The 15,860-nt window shown below is 60.5% G+C and carries 16 protein-coding genes; 8 read left to right on the forward strand and 8 right to left on the reverse strand.

What is annotated here, in order from left to right; genetic code table 11:
* The 8 genes from mnhG to ACPQ6D_RS10760 form a co-directional block, all read right to left on the reverse strand.
* Window positions 1-366 (reverse strand): monovalent cation/H(+) antiporter subunit G, encoded by a 366-nt coding sequence (mnhG, locus tag ACPQ6D_RS10725; protein WP_423224318.1) that lies wholly within the window; start codon window positions 364-366, stop codon window positions 1-3.
* A gap of 79 nt (window positions 367-445) precedes the next feature.
* Entirely contained in the window at window positions 446-721 is a 276-nt protein-coding gene (locus ACPQ6D_RS10730; RefSeq protein WP_423224319.1) for an MrpF/PhaF family protein, read from the reverse strand.
* Complete coding sequence (locus ACPQ6D_RS10735) at window positions 718-1,197, reverse strand: Na+/H+ antiporter subunit E (protein ID WP_423224320.1); 480 nt, start codon at window positions 1,195-1,197, stop codon at window positions 718-720. Before ACPQ6D_RS10735 ends, ACPQ6D_RS10730 begins: the two co-directional genes overlap by 4 nt.
* Before the next feature lie 105 nt (window positions 1,198-1,302).
* The gene (locus tag ACPQ6D_RS10740) at window positions 1,303-2,802 is read right to left on the reverse strand and encodes a complex I subunit 5 family protein (RefSeq protein WP_423224321.1); all 1,500 of its coding nucleotides are present in this window, start codon (window positions 2,800-2,802) and stop codon (window positions 1,303-1,305) included.
* An 88-nt stretch (window positions 2,803-2,890) separates the two neighbouring features.
* On the reverse strand, window positions 2,891-3,223 hold the full coding sequence (locus tag ACPQ6D_RS10745; RefSeq protein WP_423224322.1) for a sodium:proton antiporter: 333 nt from the start codon (window positions 3,221-3,223) through the stop codon (window positions 2,891-2,893).
* A 405-nt stretch (window positions 3,224-3,628) separates the two neighbouring features.
* Window positions 3,629-6,577 carry a hydrogen gas-evolving membrane-bound hydrogenase subunit E gene (gene mbhE / locus ACPQ6D_RS10750; RefSeq protein WP_423224323.1) on the reverse strand — a complete coding sequence of 983 codons (2,949 nt, stop codon included), beginning with the start codon at window positions 6,575-6,577 and terminating at the stop codon, window positions 3,629-3,631.
* 51 nt (window positions 6,578-6,628) lie between these two features.
* Window positions 6,629-7,201: a hypothetical protein gene (locus ACPQ6D_RS10755; protein ID WP_423224324.1), complete on the reverse strand. Its 573-nt coding sequence runs from the start codon at window positions 7,199-7,201 to the stop codon at window positions 6,629-6,631.
* 16 nt (window positions 7,202-7,217) lie between these two features.
* On the reverse strand, window positions 7,218-8,588 hold the full coding sequence (locus ACPQ6D_RS10760; protein WP_423224325.1) for an endo-1,4-beta-xylanase: 1,371 nt from the start codon (window positions 8,586-8,588) through the stop codon (window positions 7,218-7,220).
* A gap of 302 nt (window positions 8,589-8,890) precedes the next feature.
* On the opposite strand from ACPQ6D_RS10760, the gene ACPQ6D_RS10765 reads away from it, so the two are divergent.
* The 8 genes from ACPQ6D_RS10765 to ACPQ6D_RS10800 all read left to right on the forward strand — a co-directional run bounded on the left by ACPQ6D_RS10765 (window position 8,891) and on the right by ACPQ6D_RS10800 (window position 15,812).
* Window positions 8,891-9,340, forward strand: a complete 450-nt coding sequence (locus tag ACPQ6D_RS10765) for a phosphopantetheine adenylyltransferase (protein ID WP_423224326.1) — start codon at window positions 8,891-8,893, stop codon at window positions 9,338-9,340.
* Window positions 9,341-9,415: 75 nt separating this feature from the next.
* Window positions 9,416-10,117, forward strand: coding sequence for a queuosine precursor transporter (locus ACPQ6D_RS10770; RefSeq protein WP_423224327.1), 702 nt, complete (start codon window positions 9,416-9,418; stop codon window positions 10,115-10,117).
* Between the two features lie 13 nt (window positions 10,118-10,130).
* Complete coding sequence (gene era / locus ACPQ6D_RS10775; RefSeq protein WP_423224328.1) at window positions 10,131-11,111, forward strand: GTPase Era; 981 nt, start codon at window positions 10,131-10,133, stop codon at window positions 11,109-11,111.
* A gap of 89 nt (window positions 11,112-11,200) precedes the next feature.
* The gene (locus ACPQ6D_RS10780; RefSeq protein ID WP_423224329.1) at window positions 11,201-12,091 is read left to right on the forward strand and encodes a glycerophosphodiester phosphodiesterase family protein; all 891 of its coding nucleotides are present in this window, start codon (window positions 11,201-11,203) and stop codon (window positions 12,089-12,091) included.
* 242 nt (window positions 12,092-12,333) lie between these two features.
* A complete protein-coding gene (locus ACPQ6D_RS10785; RefSeq protein ID WP_423224330.1) occupies window positions 12,334-12,978 on the forward strand; it encodes a CBS domain-containing protein in 645 nt (214 codons plus the stop codon).
* A 93-nt stretch (window positions 12,979-13,071) separates the two neighbouring features.
* The gene (locus tag ACPQ6D_RS10790; protein WP_423224331.1) at window positions 13,072-13,536 is read left to right on the forward strand and encodes a hypothetical protein; all 465 of its coding nucleotides are present in this window, start codon (window positions 13,072-13,074) and stop codon (window positions 13,534-13,536) included.
* Complete coding sequence (gene thyX / locus ACPQ6D_RS10795; RefSeq protein WP_423224332.1) at window positions 13,533-14,084, forward strand: FAD-dependent thymidylate synthase; 552 nt, start codon at window positions 13,533-13,535, stop codon at window positions 14,082-14,084. The genes ACPQ6D_RS10790 and thyX overlap by 4 nt, the downstream gene beginning before the upstream one ends.
* A gap of 156 nt (window positions 14,085-14,240) precedes the next feature.
* A complete protein-coding gene (locus ACPQ6D_RS10800; protein ID WP_423224333.1) occupies window positions 14,241-15,812 on the forward strand; it encodes a hypothetical protein in 1,572 nt (523 codons plus the stop codon).
* Window positions 15,813-15,860 lie beyond the last annotated feature (48 nt).

Below are 15,860 nucleotides of genomic sequence, written 5' to 3' on the forward strand. Positions count from 1 at the left end.
TCAAATAGGCCGCGCCTGTCCGTTGTCTCCCTGGGCATGGTCCGCTTCGAGCTGGGCCAGATCATCTCGGATCGCCTGTTTCAGCGGGATGCCGATGCGATGGGCCGCGGAGCCAATGGCGTGAGAGGTCGCGGGGCCGCCGATCACCAGCAGCGCGATCAGGACAAGCCCTTTGCCGAAATCGAGCGGCGTCAGCGCGACCGTCGCCAGCAGAAGTAGCACGACGCCGAACACGCTGACCTTGCCTGTTGCGTGCAGCCGTGTATAGACATCGGGCATACGAATGTAGCCAAGCACGCCCAACACCGAAAAAGTCGTGCCGGTCACGACTGCGAGGATGGCGATTAGTTCAACGATTGTTTGCATGGGATTGGGTCTCTGCTGCGTGATACGTGACACGTGATGCGTGAACATGCAATCACGATTCACGCAATCACGTCATCACTCAAAACATCTGTTGATCCGCGATATACTTTGCCAGCGCAATCGTGCTCACGAAGCCCAACGCGGCCAGGCCCAGGGCCACGTCAATGGTGGTTGCATTGACCAGGATCAGGGCGATCAGTACCAGCACCGCCAACATCAGCGTGCCCACCAGGTCGGCGCCGATCAGCCGGTCAATGACGTTTTCCCCGCGCCACACCCGCCACACGCAGACCGCGATCAGCGCGATGTGGATCGCCAGGGCGATGTTCAAGACGATGGCAAGGATTTGGCTCATACGACAATCTTGCTCAATAGATCGCGGCGCATCGTCTGCGCCTCCGCGGCATACTCGGCCGAGTGGGTAGCGTCCAGGCAGTGCGTGTACAGGATGCCATCCTGGCTGATGCCAATTACCAGCTCGCCGGGTGTGATGGAGATGGCATGTGCGCTGAGCGCCGCGCCCCATTCGCTGTCACACCCGGAATCAATGGCGACAATGCCCGGCCGGATCGGCAGCGCCGGGTCGAGCACGATGCGCGCCACGCCGATGCCGCTCTTGACCACGTCGGCGGCCAGGATGGCAATGTAGCGGACAACTGCCCACGCCGCCGCCGGCAGCCGGCGCAGATCCATCTGCCCGCCTTGCGGCCGCAACAGCAACGTTGCACCTCCGGCAACCAACCCGCCCAAGAGGATGTTGCTTGGCTGCCAGTTGCCAGTCAGCGCCAGGTAGATGACCAACAGAATGAGAATTGTTCGAAGATGGTGCACCGCATAGCCTCCAAGAACGGGAGAGTATCTCACACAAAGACACGAAGACACTAAGGTTTCTTTTTTCATCTCTTTGTGCCTTTGTGTTTTCGTGTGAAACCTCTCTTATCTCCCCAGCACCGCCGCGATATAGAGTCCCGGATCCCCCAGCCACGCGGCCACGTCGTTCGCCAGGCGCAGCAGCGGCTCGGCCCAGAAGCCCAGCAGCAGGCACAGGCCGATCAGCAGCGCGGGAGCCAGGAGGTTGTCTCCGCCCGGCTTGGCCTTGACGCCTTCAGCGGGCGGCGTCCACCAGATGAGCTGGAACGCGCGCACCACGTAGACCAGCGTGATGATGCTGGCGACGCCGATCGCGGCCAGCGCCGGGTACTGGCCGGCCAGCACGCCCCCGCGGAAGAGCGCCAACTTGCCGATGAAGCCGTTGGTGGGCGGGATGCCGGCCAGCGCCAGCCCACCGAGCAGGAAGAGCGCGCCCATGCCCGGCAGCGACTTGCCCAGGCCGGTGATATTGGCGAATGCGGCCGACTTGATCGGCGCCCGGCTGGCGGTGGCGCCGGCCAGCATCAGCAGCGCGGCCTTGATCAGGCTGTGGTTCACCGTCAGCACGATCGCGGCGGCCAGCGCGACCGGCGTGCCCCAGCCGATGCCGACCAGGATGAAACCGATCTGCGCCAGGGTCGAGTAGGCCAGCATGCGCTTGGCGTTGTGCGTGCCCAGCGCGGCCAACCCGCCGAAGATCACGCCGCCGACCCCCAGGACGACCAGCAGACCTCGCAGCGTCGCGGCCTGCGGTACGAAGAGCAGCGTGGTCATGCGCAGAAAGCCGTACACCCCCACCTTCACCACCACCGACGACAGCATCGCACTGACCGCCGTGGGCGCGGCCGTGTGGAAGTCGGGCTGCCAGAAGTGAAACGGCGCCACCGCGCTCTTCACCATGAAAAAGACAAACATCAGCACCATCGCCATGTAGTGCAGCGGCGGCGCCCCACCCGCATCCTTCGACAGGCTCAGGATGCGAGCAGCCAGATCAGCCATGTTCAGCGTACCGTAGGAGACGTACAGCCCGCCGACCGCGCTCAGCAGGAAAATGCCGGCGAACAGGCTGATGAAGAAGTACTTGTACGCCGCCTCTGCGCCAGTGCGGTCGTCTGAAATGGCTGTCAGCACCGCGCCCGATGACACCAGCAGCTCGGCGAAGACGAACAGCGTGAAGATGTCGCCGGTCAGGAAGGTGCCCGTCAGCCCGGTCGTCAGGGTCAGAAAGAGCGGGAAGAAGGCTGGGTACGTCGCACACTTGTCGCGGCAGCCCAGCGCGTAGATCATCCCTGCCACCAGCACCCCCTGCGCCATGATGACCATCGTCGCACCCAGCAGGTCGCCCACCAGGCTGATACCGAACGGCGCGGCCCAGCCGCCGAGCTGGAAGACGACCGGCCCGCGCGTCCACACGGCCCACAGCAGCGCCGCGCTTGCCGTCGCCGACGTGAGCAGCGCGCCGAACGACCACGCCCGCTGCACCCGCGGCGCGCGCCACAGCAGCAGCCCGACCGCCGCGCCGGTCAGCGGGATGAGGATGGGAAGCAAAACCAGGTGTGTGTTCACTGATTGGAACCTTGTTTGGCTCACACAAAGACACGAAGATACCAAGAACCAGAAAATCCTTTGTGCCTTTGTGTCTCTGTGTGAGATTTCAGTGCTTCAGCTCGGCAATCTCATCCGCATCCGCCGTGTGGTAGCGCGTCGAGAGCACGTAGAGCAGCCCCAGCACCAGCGAGAAGCCGGCCATGCTGATCACGATGGCGGTGAGCACCAGCGCCTGGGGCAGCGCATCGCTGCGTTGGCCGGTCGCGTTGACATACGCCGCGACCGCGCCCTGGTACGCACCGGTGGACAGCAGGAACAGGTTCACCGCGTTAGCGATGATGATCAGCCCGATAGTCGAGCGGATCACGTTGCGGCGCAGCATCTGGAATACGCCGATCCCGAACATCGCGCCGATGGTAAGTGCTTTGAGCAGGTTCATACTTCCTCTTGATTCTCACACAAAGACACGGAGGCACAAAGATATCTTTAGTTTTTCTCTTGGTGTCTTTGTGTCTCCGTGTGAGCTACTTACTCATTCTCACACAAAGACACGGACGCACAAAGATATCTTTAGTTTTTCTCTTGGTGTCTTTGTGTCTCCGTGTGAGCTTCTTACTCATTCTCACACAAAGACACGGAGGCACAAAGATATCTTTAGTTTTTCTCTTGGTGTCTTTGTGTCTCCGTGTGAGAAATCCTCTTTAGTTCTTCTCCTTGCGCACACAAAGACACGAAGACACAGAGATTTTCAGCCTTTTTTTCTTGGTGTCTTTGTGTCTCCGTGTGAGAAATCCTCTTTAGTTCTTCTCCTTGCGCACACAAAGACACGAAGACACAGAGATTTTCAGCCTTTTTTTCTTGGTGTCTTTGTGTCTCCGTGTGAGAAATCCTCTTTCGGATGCCCGAGCGCGGCCAGCGTCATGGACGCGCCGCCCAGCACCGTCAGGCAGATGGCGATCTCGAAGATGAACGAGGTGGTCAGGCCGAAGCCCTTCGGCAGCGTCAGCCCCAGCAGCTTGCCGTAGTCCAGGTGCGCGAAAAAGGCGCCGGTCAGCGCGGCCGAGAGGACCGCATCCAGGATCACCAGCAGCAGCCCCGCGCCGATCAGGCTGAAGGGCCGCAGCCACGGCAGCCGGCGCCGCGTCTCATTGTAGCCAAACACGATGTACCAGAACGCGATCGCCAGGCTGACGATCACGCCCGCGGTGAAGCCGTCGCCGGCCTGATCGTGACCGTACATCATTTGCACCGCGCCGAGCACCAGCATCACCGGCAGCAAGATCTGCGCCAGGGCGCGCACCAACGGCGACGGCCGCGTCCCGCCGATGCCCATAATCGCCTCGTCGTGATGCTCATCGCCGAGACCGTATTCGTGGGGCGTACCGGGCGCTGCGTGATTCGTGATTCGTGATTCGCCGATTCGCTGATTTGCCCATTCCCCACGCGCCGCATACCGCAGCAGCGTGTATACCCCCAGCCCGGCCAGGCCGAAGACGGCGATCTCGATCAGTGTGTCGAAGCCGCGGAAGTCCACCACCACCGCGCCCACGATGTCGGCCGCGCCGGTGAGCGGCTTGGCGTTGGCTTCGTAAAACGGCGTGACGATGCTCAGTCGCGGCCGTGAGGTCAGTGCGAAGAAGGTCAGGAGCATCACGGCAGAGCCGGCCGCGGCCGCGATGGCGACATCCCGCACCAGCCCCCAGCGGCTCTGCTTGAAGGTCAGCTCCCAGGCGCGGCGGCGCTGCTCGCGCGGCAGGCTGCTCAGCGCCAACACCAAAATAACCACGCTGAGGATGTCTACCACCACCTGCACCAACGCGACGTCGGGCGCAGGCTCCAGCACCATCATCACGGCCACGCTCAGGCCCGATGCGCCCAGCGCCAGGATCGCGTTGAAGTCGCGGCGCAGGAAAATGCTGAGGCCCGCCGCGGCCGTCGCCAGGCCCAACACGAAGACGCGTAGGATCGCCAGCTCGTCCAGCACAAATGGCGGCAACGCGGTCGGCAGGGGCAGCCGGCCGAACAGCAGCATGAGCACGACCAGGCTCACCAGCATGACCGCCAGGTAGCGGCGCAGTTGGCCCGCTTGGGTGCGCGTCGCCAGGTAGGCGCCGCCATCCAGCATCCGCAAGGCGCCGGTGTGCAGGGCGTTGAAGCTGAAGCGCTCAGGCACGCGGCTTTGCAGTGTTCGCACGCGGGCACGGAACAGCCAGAGGATCAGCCCCAACGACACGGCCACGATGCTCAAGATCAGCGGGGGGGTGATGCCGGCCCACAGCGCCAGCGACACCTTGACCTTGTCGCCGTAGGCGGCCGCGGCCGCGTTGGCGAAGAAGGCGGCCAGGCGCTCCGGTTCGGGCAGCAGGCCGAGCGCGAACGACAGCAGCGCCGGGACGAACGGCATCGCGATCATCCAGCGCGGCGCTTCGTGCGCCTGCACGTGCGGATCGCGCGGCCGGCCGAGGAAGGTGTCCCAAATCAACAGGCCGGCCTGGGCCAGGATCAGCGCGCCCGCGGCCACGACGGCCGCTGAGAGAAACGCGCTGCCCAGGAGCGGGATGCTCGGATGCGTCACCGAGGCGAGCAGCGTCTCTTTGGCCAGGAAGCCGAACATCGGCGGCAGCCCGGCCATCGAGAGCGCGGCGACCGTGCCCACGGCAAAGGTCAGCGGCATCGCCTGGCGCAGCCCACCCAGCCGGCGCAGATCGCGCGTCCCCGCCTCGTGATCCACGATGCCGGCGATCAGGAAGAGGGCCGACTTGTAAAGCGCGTGCGCCACCACGCTGATCACCAGCGCCTTGAACGCGGCCGAGGTGTCGCCGCCGATGAGCATCACCAACACGCCAAGCTGGCTGATGGTGGAATAGGCCAGCAGCGCCTTGAGATCGTGCTGCTTCAAGCCCAGGTAGGCGCCGGTCAGCATCGTCACCAGCCCGAAACTGGTGAGCAGCCAGAACCAGGCGTCGGTCAGGCCCAAGGCCGGGTTCATGCGCGCCAGCAGGTAGACGCCGGCCTTGACCATCGTCGCCGAATGCAGGTACGCGCTGGCGGGCGTGGGCGCGGTCATGGCGTCGGGCAGCCAGATGTGCGCGGGCACCTGCGCGCTCTTGGTGAACGCGCCGAACGCCACCAGCCCGAGCATCACGCCGTAAAGCGGGCTGCTGCGCAGCACATCGCCGCTGCGGAGAATCGTGGCGTAGTCCATGCCGCCCGCGGTCGAGCCGACGAAGATCAGCCCGGCCAGCAGCGCGATCCCGCCGCCGCCGGTGATGAAGAGCGACTTGAACGCGCCCCGCCGCGCCGCCTCATCTTTATACTTGTATGCGATCAGCAGGAACGACGTGAGGCTGGTGCCTTCCCAGAAGACGAACAGGGTGATCACGTCGCCGGCCAGCAGCACGCCGAGCATCATCGTCATAAAGAGGAACAGGTAAGCCAGGAAGCGCCACGCGCTGTGGTCGCCCTTGAAGTAGTAGCCGGTGTAGACTACGACCAGCGTGCCGATGCCCGTTACCAGCAGCAGGAAGAGCGCGCTGAGGCTGTCGAGATAGAGGCTGGCCGTCACACCGAGCGAGGGCATCCAATCCACGGCCACGGTGAGCGCGCTGCCGTTCGCAATGGCGGGCAGGCGGCCCAAAATGAAGACGAACGCCGCGAGCGGGAAGAGGGCCAGCAGCCAGGCGGCCTGCGTCATCGTCAGACGACGATTGAGCGCGGGATGGCCGTAGGCTGCGGCCAGGGCTGCGCCAGTCAGGGTAAGCAGAAGGGGGAGGGCCAAACGCATGTCCGTCATGGCGCGATACTATACCAGAGGTGGGCAAAAAATGCGACTTTTTCGCCCGTATTAGCGAAAGAAGTCTATCCACTCGAAGCGAAAGGCGCGAGCGTCTCCAGCTAGCAGATCGGGCGGGGCTTCCAATTCAAAGAAGCCGTTTTCCAGCGGAATCCGTGCCTCCCCCGCCGTGTCCGTTACCAGGCGCAGCGGCAGCCAAAAGCGGCTGGCAGCTGTCAGTGATTCTTCGGTACCCGGTGCGCTGAGCAGGCTGCGCTGCTGCCTGACGATGGGCTGGCCTGCGCTCGCCACCGCTGCCGTGATGAGCGTGTCGCCGTAGATCAGGCGGAATTGTTCCAGGCCGCGCAAGTGCAGGCGAAAGATGAGGCGCGCGGGCTTGGCGCCCGGCGTCAAGCTGACGTCTGCCTCGCCGATGCCGCCCTGGCTGACCACCGTCAGCAGCGTCTGCGTGGGCGTCTGCGTCACCTCGATCTGCGCGTCTGGCCGGCGCGGCGTTGCGGTGATGACGGCCTGCGCCGGCGACGCCTGGCAGGCAGTCAATACCCAGGGTAAGGCCAGCAAGAGCAGCGGTCCACAGACGACCAATGCCGCTTTCAGAAATTTGGTGTACGCCTCGATGGTCATCTTGAAAGCGCCTCCTTCAATGCGGCCATCCGCTGACCAGCGGCAAGAAAAGGCTGTTCACTGGCGTTGATTCCAAGAGCAGCGGACTGAGACCCACGGCCAGTTGTGTGCGGCCGGCCAGGCTGCGTCGCGCGCCAGTCAGCATGCGCGCCGATTGCACATTCCATGCTGGGGGCGGGGCAAACGTGACGGTCGTCGAGGTGCGCCAAACGATGTGCGCGCGGTCGCCCGTCGCCTGGTCGAACGAGACAATCCAGACGCCGTTTTCGTCCACGCTCAGATCGGTCAGGCGTGCGCCCAGCAGCCAACCGGCCAATTCGCGGTAAGCCACGCCCGCGGTGGTCAAGGCGACATCATCGGCTGCGGTCAACTCGATATTGGTGGTCGTGTGATTATCCCACGCGTAGAAGTAGAAACGACTGACGCCGCCGGCCCAATTGAGCAGGTAGGTTCGCGCGAGATACGCTGCGCCCAAATCGTCGCTGAGGGTTTTCGGCCCGGGGATGACTGGCCGCAGGTAGCCTCCCTCGGTGTTCCACAGCGGCTTGGCCGCCTGCCCGTGGGCCTCCAGAACGGCCCATACCCTGGGGATGTACCAGTTTGCCAGCGCTTCCGGCGCCTCATCGAGGTAGAAATGATAGCCAATCACATCGGCGACTGCGCCGCCTCCCAGGGACAGGTAGTAATCGAGATAGCTGATCTCGTAGGGGCTGGGGCTGAGAACCTGGTTCTGTGGATCGCTCGTCTTCAGAATCGTGTAGGCCTGGCGGGAAAGGTCTACCAGTTTTTCGGCGCTGCCAGAAAAGAACGCCGGGTCGTTTGGTTCATTCCAGATTTCCCAGTAGCGAATTTTGCCCTGGTAGCGCGTGGCAACCGCGCGCACCCAATCCTGCCAGTACTGGTCGAGCGCTGGTTCGGCCGCCTGGCCCGGACCATACGCGCTCGGTTCAGTCGGCCGCGCGCTGGCCCAGCGCGGCGTGCGCCCCAGGGTCATGATGACATCTGCGCCATGGGCGCGCGCGCGGCTGACGTGATAATCCAGGACAGCCCACTGGAAGACGCCTTTGGCTGGATTGACATCAGCCCATTGTGCGGCTGTGTCCCAAATGCGCACCGCGCCCAGGCTGCCGTTCAACGACGGCCAGATAGTGTGCGGGCGATGAATGTGCATGCCAAAGAATGCGCGCGACAGCGGTGCGGCCGGCCACGCGGCCGGCCGCACCAGGGGCATTCCATCGGCGGAAGGCAAGCAAGGCGCGGCCGCTGGCGACTTCTCATCAGGGCAGGCCGCGGCCGGCCATGCCTGCACCGATTCACTCGAGACGCTGCTAAGCAACAGGGCCATGACCCATAGACCGATGATCGCGGCGCGTTTCGACAGATGCATGCTGATCCTTGCCTCCCTCCCTCTCCCCAACAGCCAACGCTTGCGGTGCGCCATTTTAGCACTTCAACCCCAAAAACCAGCAAATGCCGGCGGTCGCGCGCCACACAAACGACTTCTGTCAGTCACAGCGCCGCCAGGTCACATGGTGCGGCCAGGAGACCGAACCTGCACTTTGTCATTTGCCATCACATCGAGTAAAATCGCTGTGTTCGGAACATTTTAGGATGCAGCGCAAAATCACTTTGAGCGAAAGGGCCGCAGCCGCCATGACCTGTGATTGCCCACGAGAGGCGAGATAACCGATGCGCGTGGTTCTCGGCGGGACTTTTTCCCCACTTCATGACGGCCATCGGGCGCTGCTGCGTTACGCCGCCAGTCAGGCCAGCGAGCTGATTGTGGGCGTGACCGTCAACAGTATGGTGCAGAACAAAGAGCACCCGATTGCGCCCTTCGATGCACGCGTCGCGGGCGTCCTGGATTATGTGCGCACCTTGTCCCCAGATTTGCCGGTGATCATTGCTCCCCTGCATGACACCTATGGTCACACCGTGAGTGAAGATTACGACCTGCTCGTCGTATCGCCAGAGACCCTGGCTGGCGCGCTGCGTATCAACGAGAAGCGCCGCGAGGCAGGAAAAGCGCCCTTGCGTATTGCAGAAATCGCCTGGGTTCTGGCCGATGATGGCAATCCTATCAGCAGTACGCGCATCTGGGCCGGAGAAATTGACGAACATGGGCATTTGTCCAGATAAGCTGGGCCTGGGGTTGACATTTCCTGCATGACATCCGCAGCCTCATCTCGCGCTTACCGTTTTTTGGACCTGGTCATGGCGCTTTTTGTGACTGTTCTGCTGGTCAGCAACATCGCGTCTTCGGCCAAAATTGTGGATTGGGGCGTGTCGCTGCCGCGGTGGCTGGGCGGCTTGCCCCTCGCCTTCGACGCGGGGACGCTGCTCTTTCCGATTTCTTACATTTTTGGCGACGTGCTGACGGAAGTCTATGGCTATCGCCGCTCACGGCGCGTCATCTGGGTAGGCTTCGGCGCGGCGGCGTTGATGAGCGTAACCCTGTGGCTGGTGGGGCGAATGCCTGGTGAAGCCACCTGGCAGCAGAGTGTGGGCCAGACCGCCTATGACGCGGTGCTCGGCGGCGTGAGCCGCGGCGGCCTCATCATTGCCAGTTTGGCGGCCTATTTTGCCGGCGAGTTTTCCAATTCCTACACGCTGGCGCGGCTCAAGGTGGCGACGCGCGGGCGCTGGCTGTGGCTGCGCACGATTGGCTCAACGCTGGTGGGTGAAGGAATTGACTCCGTCCTTTTTGTGATCGTTGCCTGCCTGACCGGGGTTTTTCCGTGGGAAATTGCCCTCACCTTGATCGTCGCCAACTACATTTTCAAAGTTGGCATCGAAGTGGCCTTTACCCCGCTCACCTACCAGATCGTAGGCTTGCTCAAACGCCTGGAAAACGAGGATTATTACGACATCCATACCGATTTCAATCCATTTCACCTTGAAACGCAGTCTCGATGAGGGGAAGTGATCTGTGACCCAAGAGAGTCCTGCCGTCGAAGCGCCCGCGGCTGAGATCGCCCAGAGCGCGGCGCAACCGGCGTCGCTGACTGACCATGACCATCATGCTGGATTTGTGGCCATTATTGGCCGCCCGAATGTGGGTAAGTCCACGCTGCTGAATGCCCTTTTGGGACAGAAGATCGCCATCACCGCGTCAAAGCCGCAAACGACGCGCAACCGTCTGCTTGGCATTCTGACCCTGCCGCAGGCTCAGATCGTCTTTGTGGATACCCCTGGCATCCATCGTCCACGTCATAAGCTGGGCGAGTACATGGTAGACCAGGCGGTCATGGCGCTGCCCGATGCGGATGTCATTCTGTGGCTCGTGGACATCTCAGAGCCGCCCTTTGCCGAAGATGAACAGATTGCGAGCCTGCTGATTCAAAAAGCCGAGGCGCGGCCTGTCGTCATCGGCTGCAACAAGATTGATCTGGTGGACAAGGCCACGCTGCAGAAACGTCAGGCCATGTTCACCGCGCTGATCAAGCCGGCGTTGATGCTGGAACTGGCCGCGGCGACAGGCCAGGGCGTTGACAACCTGGCCGCCAGCTTGCAGCCGCTGCTGCCGCTAAGCCCGGCCTACTATCCGGCCGATCAAGTGACCGATGTGCAGGAACGTTTCATTGCTGCGGAGTTGGTGCGCGAAGCGGTGATTCATCACTTGCGCGAGGAAGTGCCCCATGCGGTGGCCGTGGTCGTGGAGGAGTTCAAGACGCGTGGGCCTGACATGACCTACATCTCAGCCACCGTCTACGTGGAACGGGAGTCGCAAAAGGCGATCGTGCTCGGCCAGGGCGGCCGCATGTTGAAACAAATCGGTCAGCAGGCCCGCGTGGGCATCGAAGAGATGCTTGAGACCAAAGTCTACTTGGAGTTGTGGGTCAAAGTGGTGCCGCACTGGCGGCGCGATCTGGCCTACCTGCGGCGATTCGGCTACGCTGCGGATCGCTAAGCTGCGCGCGGTCGCGACCATCCGACTGCGGTCAGAAGACCTTGCCGAACGGCCCGCGTGGGCGAGGGCAGTAAGGGTAAGAGGTAAACATGAAGCGCATCATCGGTCGCATTGCCTTGACGTTGCTCGTAGTGGCGGTGTTCTTCGCCATCTATCGTTTGATTACGATCAAGCCGCGACCCTACAAGGCTTATGTGCAGACATCGCGACCCCTCGTGATGGCTCATCAAGGCGGCGCGGATCTCGCGCCCAGCAACACGATGGCTGCATTCCGCAACGCGGCGCAGATGGGCGTTGATGTGCTAGAGCTAGACGTGCACACGACAAAGGACGGCGTCGTGGTTGTCATCCATGACGCGACTGTGGATCGCACGACCAACGGTACGGGCCGCGTGCACGATCTGGCGTTGAGCGATCTCCAGAAGCTGGATGCCGGGTATCAGTTCAGCACTGATAATGGCCAAACCTTTCCCTTCCGTGGTCAGGGCGTCACGATTCCTACTTTGCAGGAAGTGCTGGCTGCGTTTCCGACTTTACGCATCAACATCGAAATCAAACAGGCTGATCCACCCATGGAACAGGCGGTGGCCGACCTGATCCAGCAGGCGGGCGCGCAAGAACGGGTGCTGGTGGTGGCGAGCAACAGCGATGTCATCGAGCGCTTCCGGGCCTTGATGCCTGAGGTGGCAACTGGCGCGTCCGAAAGTGAAGTGCGCAGTTTCTTCTACGCGCAAACCCTGCGCGTCTCCGCCCTCTATCGCCCAACAGCCGATGCGCTGCAAGTGCCTGAGAATTTTGGTAATATCCAAGTTCTATCACCGCACTTTGTGCAGGCCGCCCATGCGCGTGACGTCGCGGTTCACGCGTGGACCATCAACGATGTTGAATCCATGCGCCGCTTGCTTGACATCGGCATAGATGGCATCATCACCGATCGCCCCGACCTGGCGCTGGAGGTGCTGGGACGTAAGGCGCCCTAGCCAGTGGCGCTTTTTCTGCATGTGTACACCAAAGGTAACTATTCAGGCATCCTGCGCCGACTGCAGCCGCCGAATGAATTCGGGCCGCAAGGGCGTGCCGCCGCCAGGTCGGCCGGAGCCGACCGGCGCCGCGTCCACTCAGGTGGACGCCTGGCGGAACGCCCATCAGGCGCGATTTCAATCGCTCGCTTGCCACGGCGCGACGCCTGAATAGTTACCACCAAGTTACGAAGGAGGAACCTATGTTAGTTGGCGAGCGCATGAGTAAGAACCCCATCGTGATCACCCGCGACACGGGCGTTGATGACGCCCTGCGCCTAATGCGCGACAAAAATGTCCGTCGCCTGCCTGTGATGGACAAGAACGGTAAACTGGTGGGTATTGTGTCAGACAAAGATCTCTACCTGGCTTCTCCCTCACCAGCTACATCGCTTGACATCTTTGAACTGCGCTATCTTCTCTCGCGCCTGGTCGTTGAGAAGATCATGTCCACGCCGGTCATCACCGTCACGCCCAAAGCGCCGCTGGAAGAAGCAGCCCGCATCATGGCGGACAAGAAAATCGGCGGCCTGCCCGTGGTAGACGGCGACAACATGGTTGGCATCATCACCGAATCCGATCTGTTCAAGATTTTCGTGGATCTGCTCGGCGCGCGGCGGCGGGGCGTACGTTCCACCCTGATCGTGCCGGATGTCAAAGGTCAGCTGGCGGCTATGACCTCGGCCATTACCCTGAAGGGCGGCAACATCGTGGCCCTGAGCACGCTGGAGGGCATCAAGCCCGGCACCTTCGAGGTCATGCTCAAAGTCTCCGATCTCGACCTGGCTACCGTGCAGGAAACCCTGGGGCGCTTAGTCGGCGAGATCATTGACATTCGCGAAGCATAAACATCCGTTAGCAGACTTCCGAGGTCAGCTAGACTGCGGTGGCAGCCTTCCGAAGCCTGCGAGACTTCGGAAGGCTTGGAGGCCGAATTTATCATGCGTGTGACGTTGCTGGCGGCAACCCAGATCAACCCCGATTTGTTGACGCAAGACCTAGAGACAAGTGATGTGCGATACCTGGTCGCCCAGGGGCCGCAATCGTTCGGATCGGCCCTCATCGAGTACGCGGGCCGCGTCTGCTACCGTTCCACCGACAAGATGGGAACGGCGCCGAGTTTCATCAGCGCCCGCGTCCGTGAAGGGCATGAGGACATTATCGAACATCTGCAGATGGTCTTCGAGGCGTGGGACGCGCCGGAGACGGACATTTTGCAGGCCTTCCAGGCGGCGCATGGCCTGCGCTTCACGCGGCGTTCTGAGTCGGTTCTGCTCAGCATGAACGCGCGCACGCTGCGCGATATCATCAAGAACGCCAATTCTGAGCTGGCGCGTCATCTCTTGGCCGCGGCCGCGCAGGAATGGCCGATGCTGTACGCGGACCTGGCAGGAGAGAAAGCATGAACGTGCTCTTGCTCGGCAGCCTCGTGCCTGCTGCCCTGTCCGCAGACGAGCTGCAGCATCACGGCGCGGCGACCTTCTTGCTCGATGGCATCTCGCGCGCGGCCAGTCACCAACTGGTGCGCCATCGGCTCGCCTCTTTCAGCCAGGAAAGTCAGCGCTATGTTGACCTGGGCAAAATTGCGCAGTCTGGCGTCGAGCTGACCGTGATTCCGCCGGCCATCGCGCAGAACCCGGAGGCGCGCGCGCGCTTCGAGCAGGCCATGCGCGACCTGGAGCAAGCGTACGGGGAACTGCGCGCGTTGGGCATTCGCAAGGAAGACAGCCGCTTCTTGCTGCCCAATGCCGCGGTCACGCGCATCGTGGTCACGATGGATTTTGGCGCCTGGCGTCACTTCTGCTGGCTGCGCTGCGACAAGGCCGCGCAGTGGGAGATTCGGCAGGCCGCCGAGGAAATTCTACGCACCCTTCATCGCCTGGCGCCGGCTGTATTCCAAGATTTGATGGACTACTTTCTGCCAGGCGAGCAGCCGCCAGCATCGCGCAGCTGAAGGCTCAGTCAGCCATGCTCGCGCCAGCTTGGTACGCTGACGGCCAGCTGTTGGTCGCATGGATATTGTGTTTGCTGTTTGGCCGCCGGAGATGTGGCCGGGATAGCTAAGAATCGGCGCTCGCCGCGCGGACGCAGCCGATGGCGGAGGCCAACGATGAAGATGCGGCGTCATTTGCTATGCACAGCCTCTCTGGCTGTCTGCGCGCTGCTCCTCCTGAGCGCGTGTCAGTCAGCAGCGCCCACCGCCGACCGCGCGGCTGAAACCGTCACCCCGGCGGCCGGGCCGGAAACCTCGACTTCGCCTGCGACCGTCGTTCCATCCACTGAACCTCCACCATCACCAGGCTCACCAACAGCAAAGGTTTCTCCAAGCCCGGCCGCAACAGCGACGGAGGTAATCCCAACTCCAGGCGCAACTCCTCCTTCAACCGATACTGCAACTCCTCCCGCAACAGATACTCCAGTTCCGGATGAAACGCAGATCCCTTCTCCTACTCCGGTAGTTGAAATAAAAGCAGGTGCATTTACATTACGACAAGTTAGTATAGAAAATAATAGTGCTATTTCTAATACAATAGCGCCCTATGTCAGTTTTGATGGAAAATTTGGAGCGCCTTATGCAGGTTTTGTAGGAACACATGGTCCGGAATTGTTTACAGGCCGTGTTTTTCAAGACGAAAATGGAACAATATTTGTGCTGCCATCAGGCGGTGATGTTTCTCAGCAATTGGCCTGGTTGGAAAAGTACGCAGACATAGCAAACGTCAAATCAGGAGTAATTAAGTCAAATGAATACACTCCATTGGGGCAAGGAAAAGTAGTGATTGTGGGAAAACAGGCAGTCTATGTATATCGTGATGCGCAACTTGTCGTTACTACGGCTCCAAAGATGGTTCGGTCGGACAGCAGCCAATCAATTAGCAAGAAGCAACTTGAGCAATTTGGAATCAGGTTCCCAAAAATATGGTGGAGTGAAGCATGGGGGACAGTTGTGGTATCGGATGAAAATGATATATTGATTTCGCACATATATAATGAGGGAACTAATACGTGGACGACGGTATCTCCGCTTGAACCAAAAGCCCAGCTTAAAACATCGGAGCAGATTCTGACTGAATGGCGGCAGAAAATTGAGGCTCCGGGAAACATAGTTGGATATACACCACAAGAAAAAAAGAAGTTGCTTCAGTATTTTGATGCGCTCAAATATGTTACACCGAAAAAAAACGAACAAATAGAAAATATATTCCCCTGGTTTCATGCTCCATTTTCTCCTGATTTTCCACTCAGATTTTTGGAAAATGCAAAAAGAATTATCAATAATCCAGGAAAAGGTATTTGGTCTGGAGATGGAGATGAACCTGGTGCAGTCAAGTTAGACATTTTATTTGGTATGGGGCAATTGCCCGGTGAAAGTCGATCTGATTTTATCAGACGTGCTAATATGAATGAAGTCCAGTGGTATAAACAGATTGCAGGTGTGATGAAAGAAGCTATGTCAAACGAATGGATGACTGAATATTCGCCCAGTTTTAATAAAGATAGTCATTATGCAGATGTTGCATCAATGACAATGTACGTTGTTGTACTGCGAGATCTCCTTAATGCAGAAAAAGCTGACGGTAGTCGATTGATTTCAAACAATCATACCAGAAATGAAATAGAACAAATTGTTAACATTTATCAACGTCAATTCAACGATGAAGCAAAACGAAGAGGTTGGTGACCCAATTATCCATAATCTTGCTTGACACAAGCTATATTTTCTTTCATA

The sequence above is a fragment of the Candidatus Amarolinea aalborgensis genome (genome assembly GCF_900491745.1).
Classification (GTDB): domain Bacteria; phylum Chloroflexota; class Anaerolineae; order SSC4; family Amarolineaceae; genus Amarolinea; species Amarolinea aalborgensis.

What these genes read in the sequence shown, in the direction of transcription:
- thyX (WP_423224332.1), top strand. Translation starts at nt 13,533, where the DNA reads ATGAACGTGCTCTTGCTCGGCAGCCTCGTGCCTGCTGCCCTGTCCGCA.
- ACPQ6D_RS10780 (WP_423224329.1), top strand. Translation starts at nt 11,201, where the DNA reads ATGAAGCGCATCATCGGTCGCATTGCCTTGACGTTGCTCGTAGTGGCG.
- ACPQ6D_RS10785 (WP_423224330.1), top strand. Translation starts at nt 12,334, where the DNA reads ATGTTAGTTGGCGAGCGCATGAGTAAGAACCCCATCGTGATCACCCGC.
- ACPQ6D_RS10800 (WP_423224333.1), top strand. Translation starts at nt 14,241, where the DNA reads ATGAAGATGCGGCGTCATTTGCTATGCACAGCCTCTCTGGCTGTCTGC.
- ACPQ6D_RS10790 (WP_423224331.1), top strand. Translation starts at nt 13,072, where the DNA reads ATGCGTGTGACGTTGCTGGCGGCAACCCAGATCAACCCCGATTTGTTG.
- ACPQ6D_RS10755 (WP_423224324.1), bottom strand. Translation starts at nt 7,201, where the DNA reads ATGACCATCGAGGCGTACACCAAATTTCTGAAAGCGGCATTGGTCGTC.
- mbhE (WP_423224323.1), bottom strand. Translation starts at nt 6,577, where the DNA reads ATGACGGACATGCGTTTGGCCCTCCCCCTTCTGCTTACCCTGACTGGC.
- ACPQ6D_RS10765 (WP_423224326.1), top strand. Translation starts at nt 8,891, where the DNA reads ATGCGCGTGGTTCTCGGCGGGACTTTTTCCCCACTTCATGACGGCCAT.
- ACPQ6D_RS10730 (WP_423224319.1), bottom strand. Translation starts at nt 721, where the DNA reads ATGAGCCAAATCCTTGCCATCGTCTTGAACATCGCCCTGGCGATCCAC.
- ACPQ6D_RS10760 (WP_423224325.1), bottom strand. Translation starts at nt 8,588, where the DNA reads ATGCATCTGTCGAAACGCGCCGCGATCATCGGTCTATGGGTCATGGCC.
- ACPQ6D_RS10745 (WP_423224322.1), bottom strand. Translation starts at nt 3,223, where the DNA reads ATGAACCTGCTCAAAGCACTTACCATCGGCGCGATGTTCGGGATCGGC.
- ACPQ6D_RS10770 (WP_423224327.1), top strand. Translation starts at nt 9,416, where the DNA reads ATGGCGCTTTTTGTGACTGTTCTGCTGGTCAGCAACATCGCGTCTTCG.
- mnhG (WP_423224318.1), bottom strand. Translation starts at nt 366, where the DNA reads ATGCAAACAATCGTTGAACTAATCGCCATCCTCGCAGTCGTGACCGGC.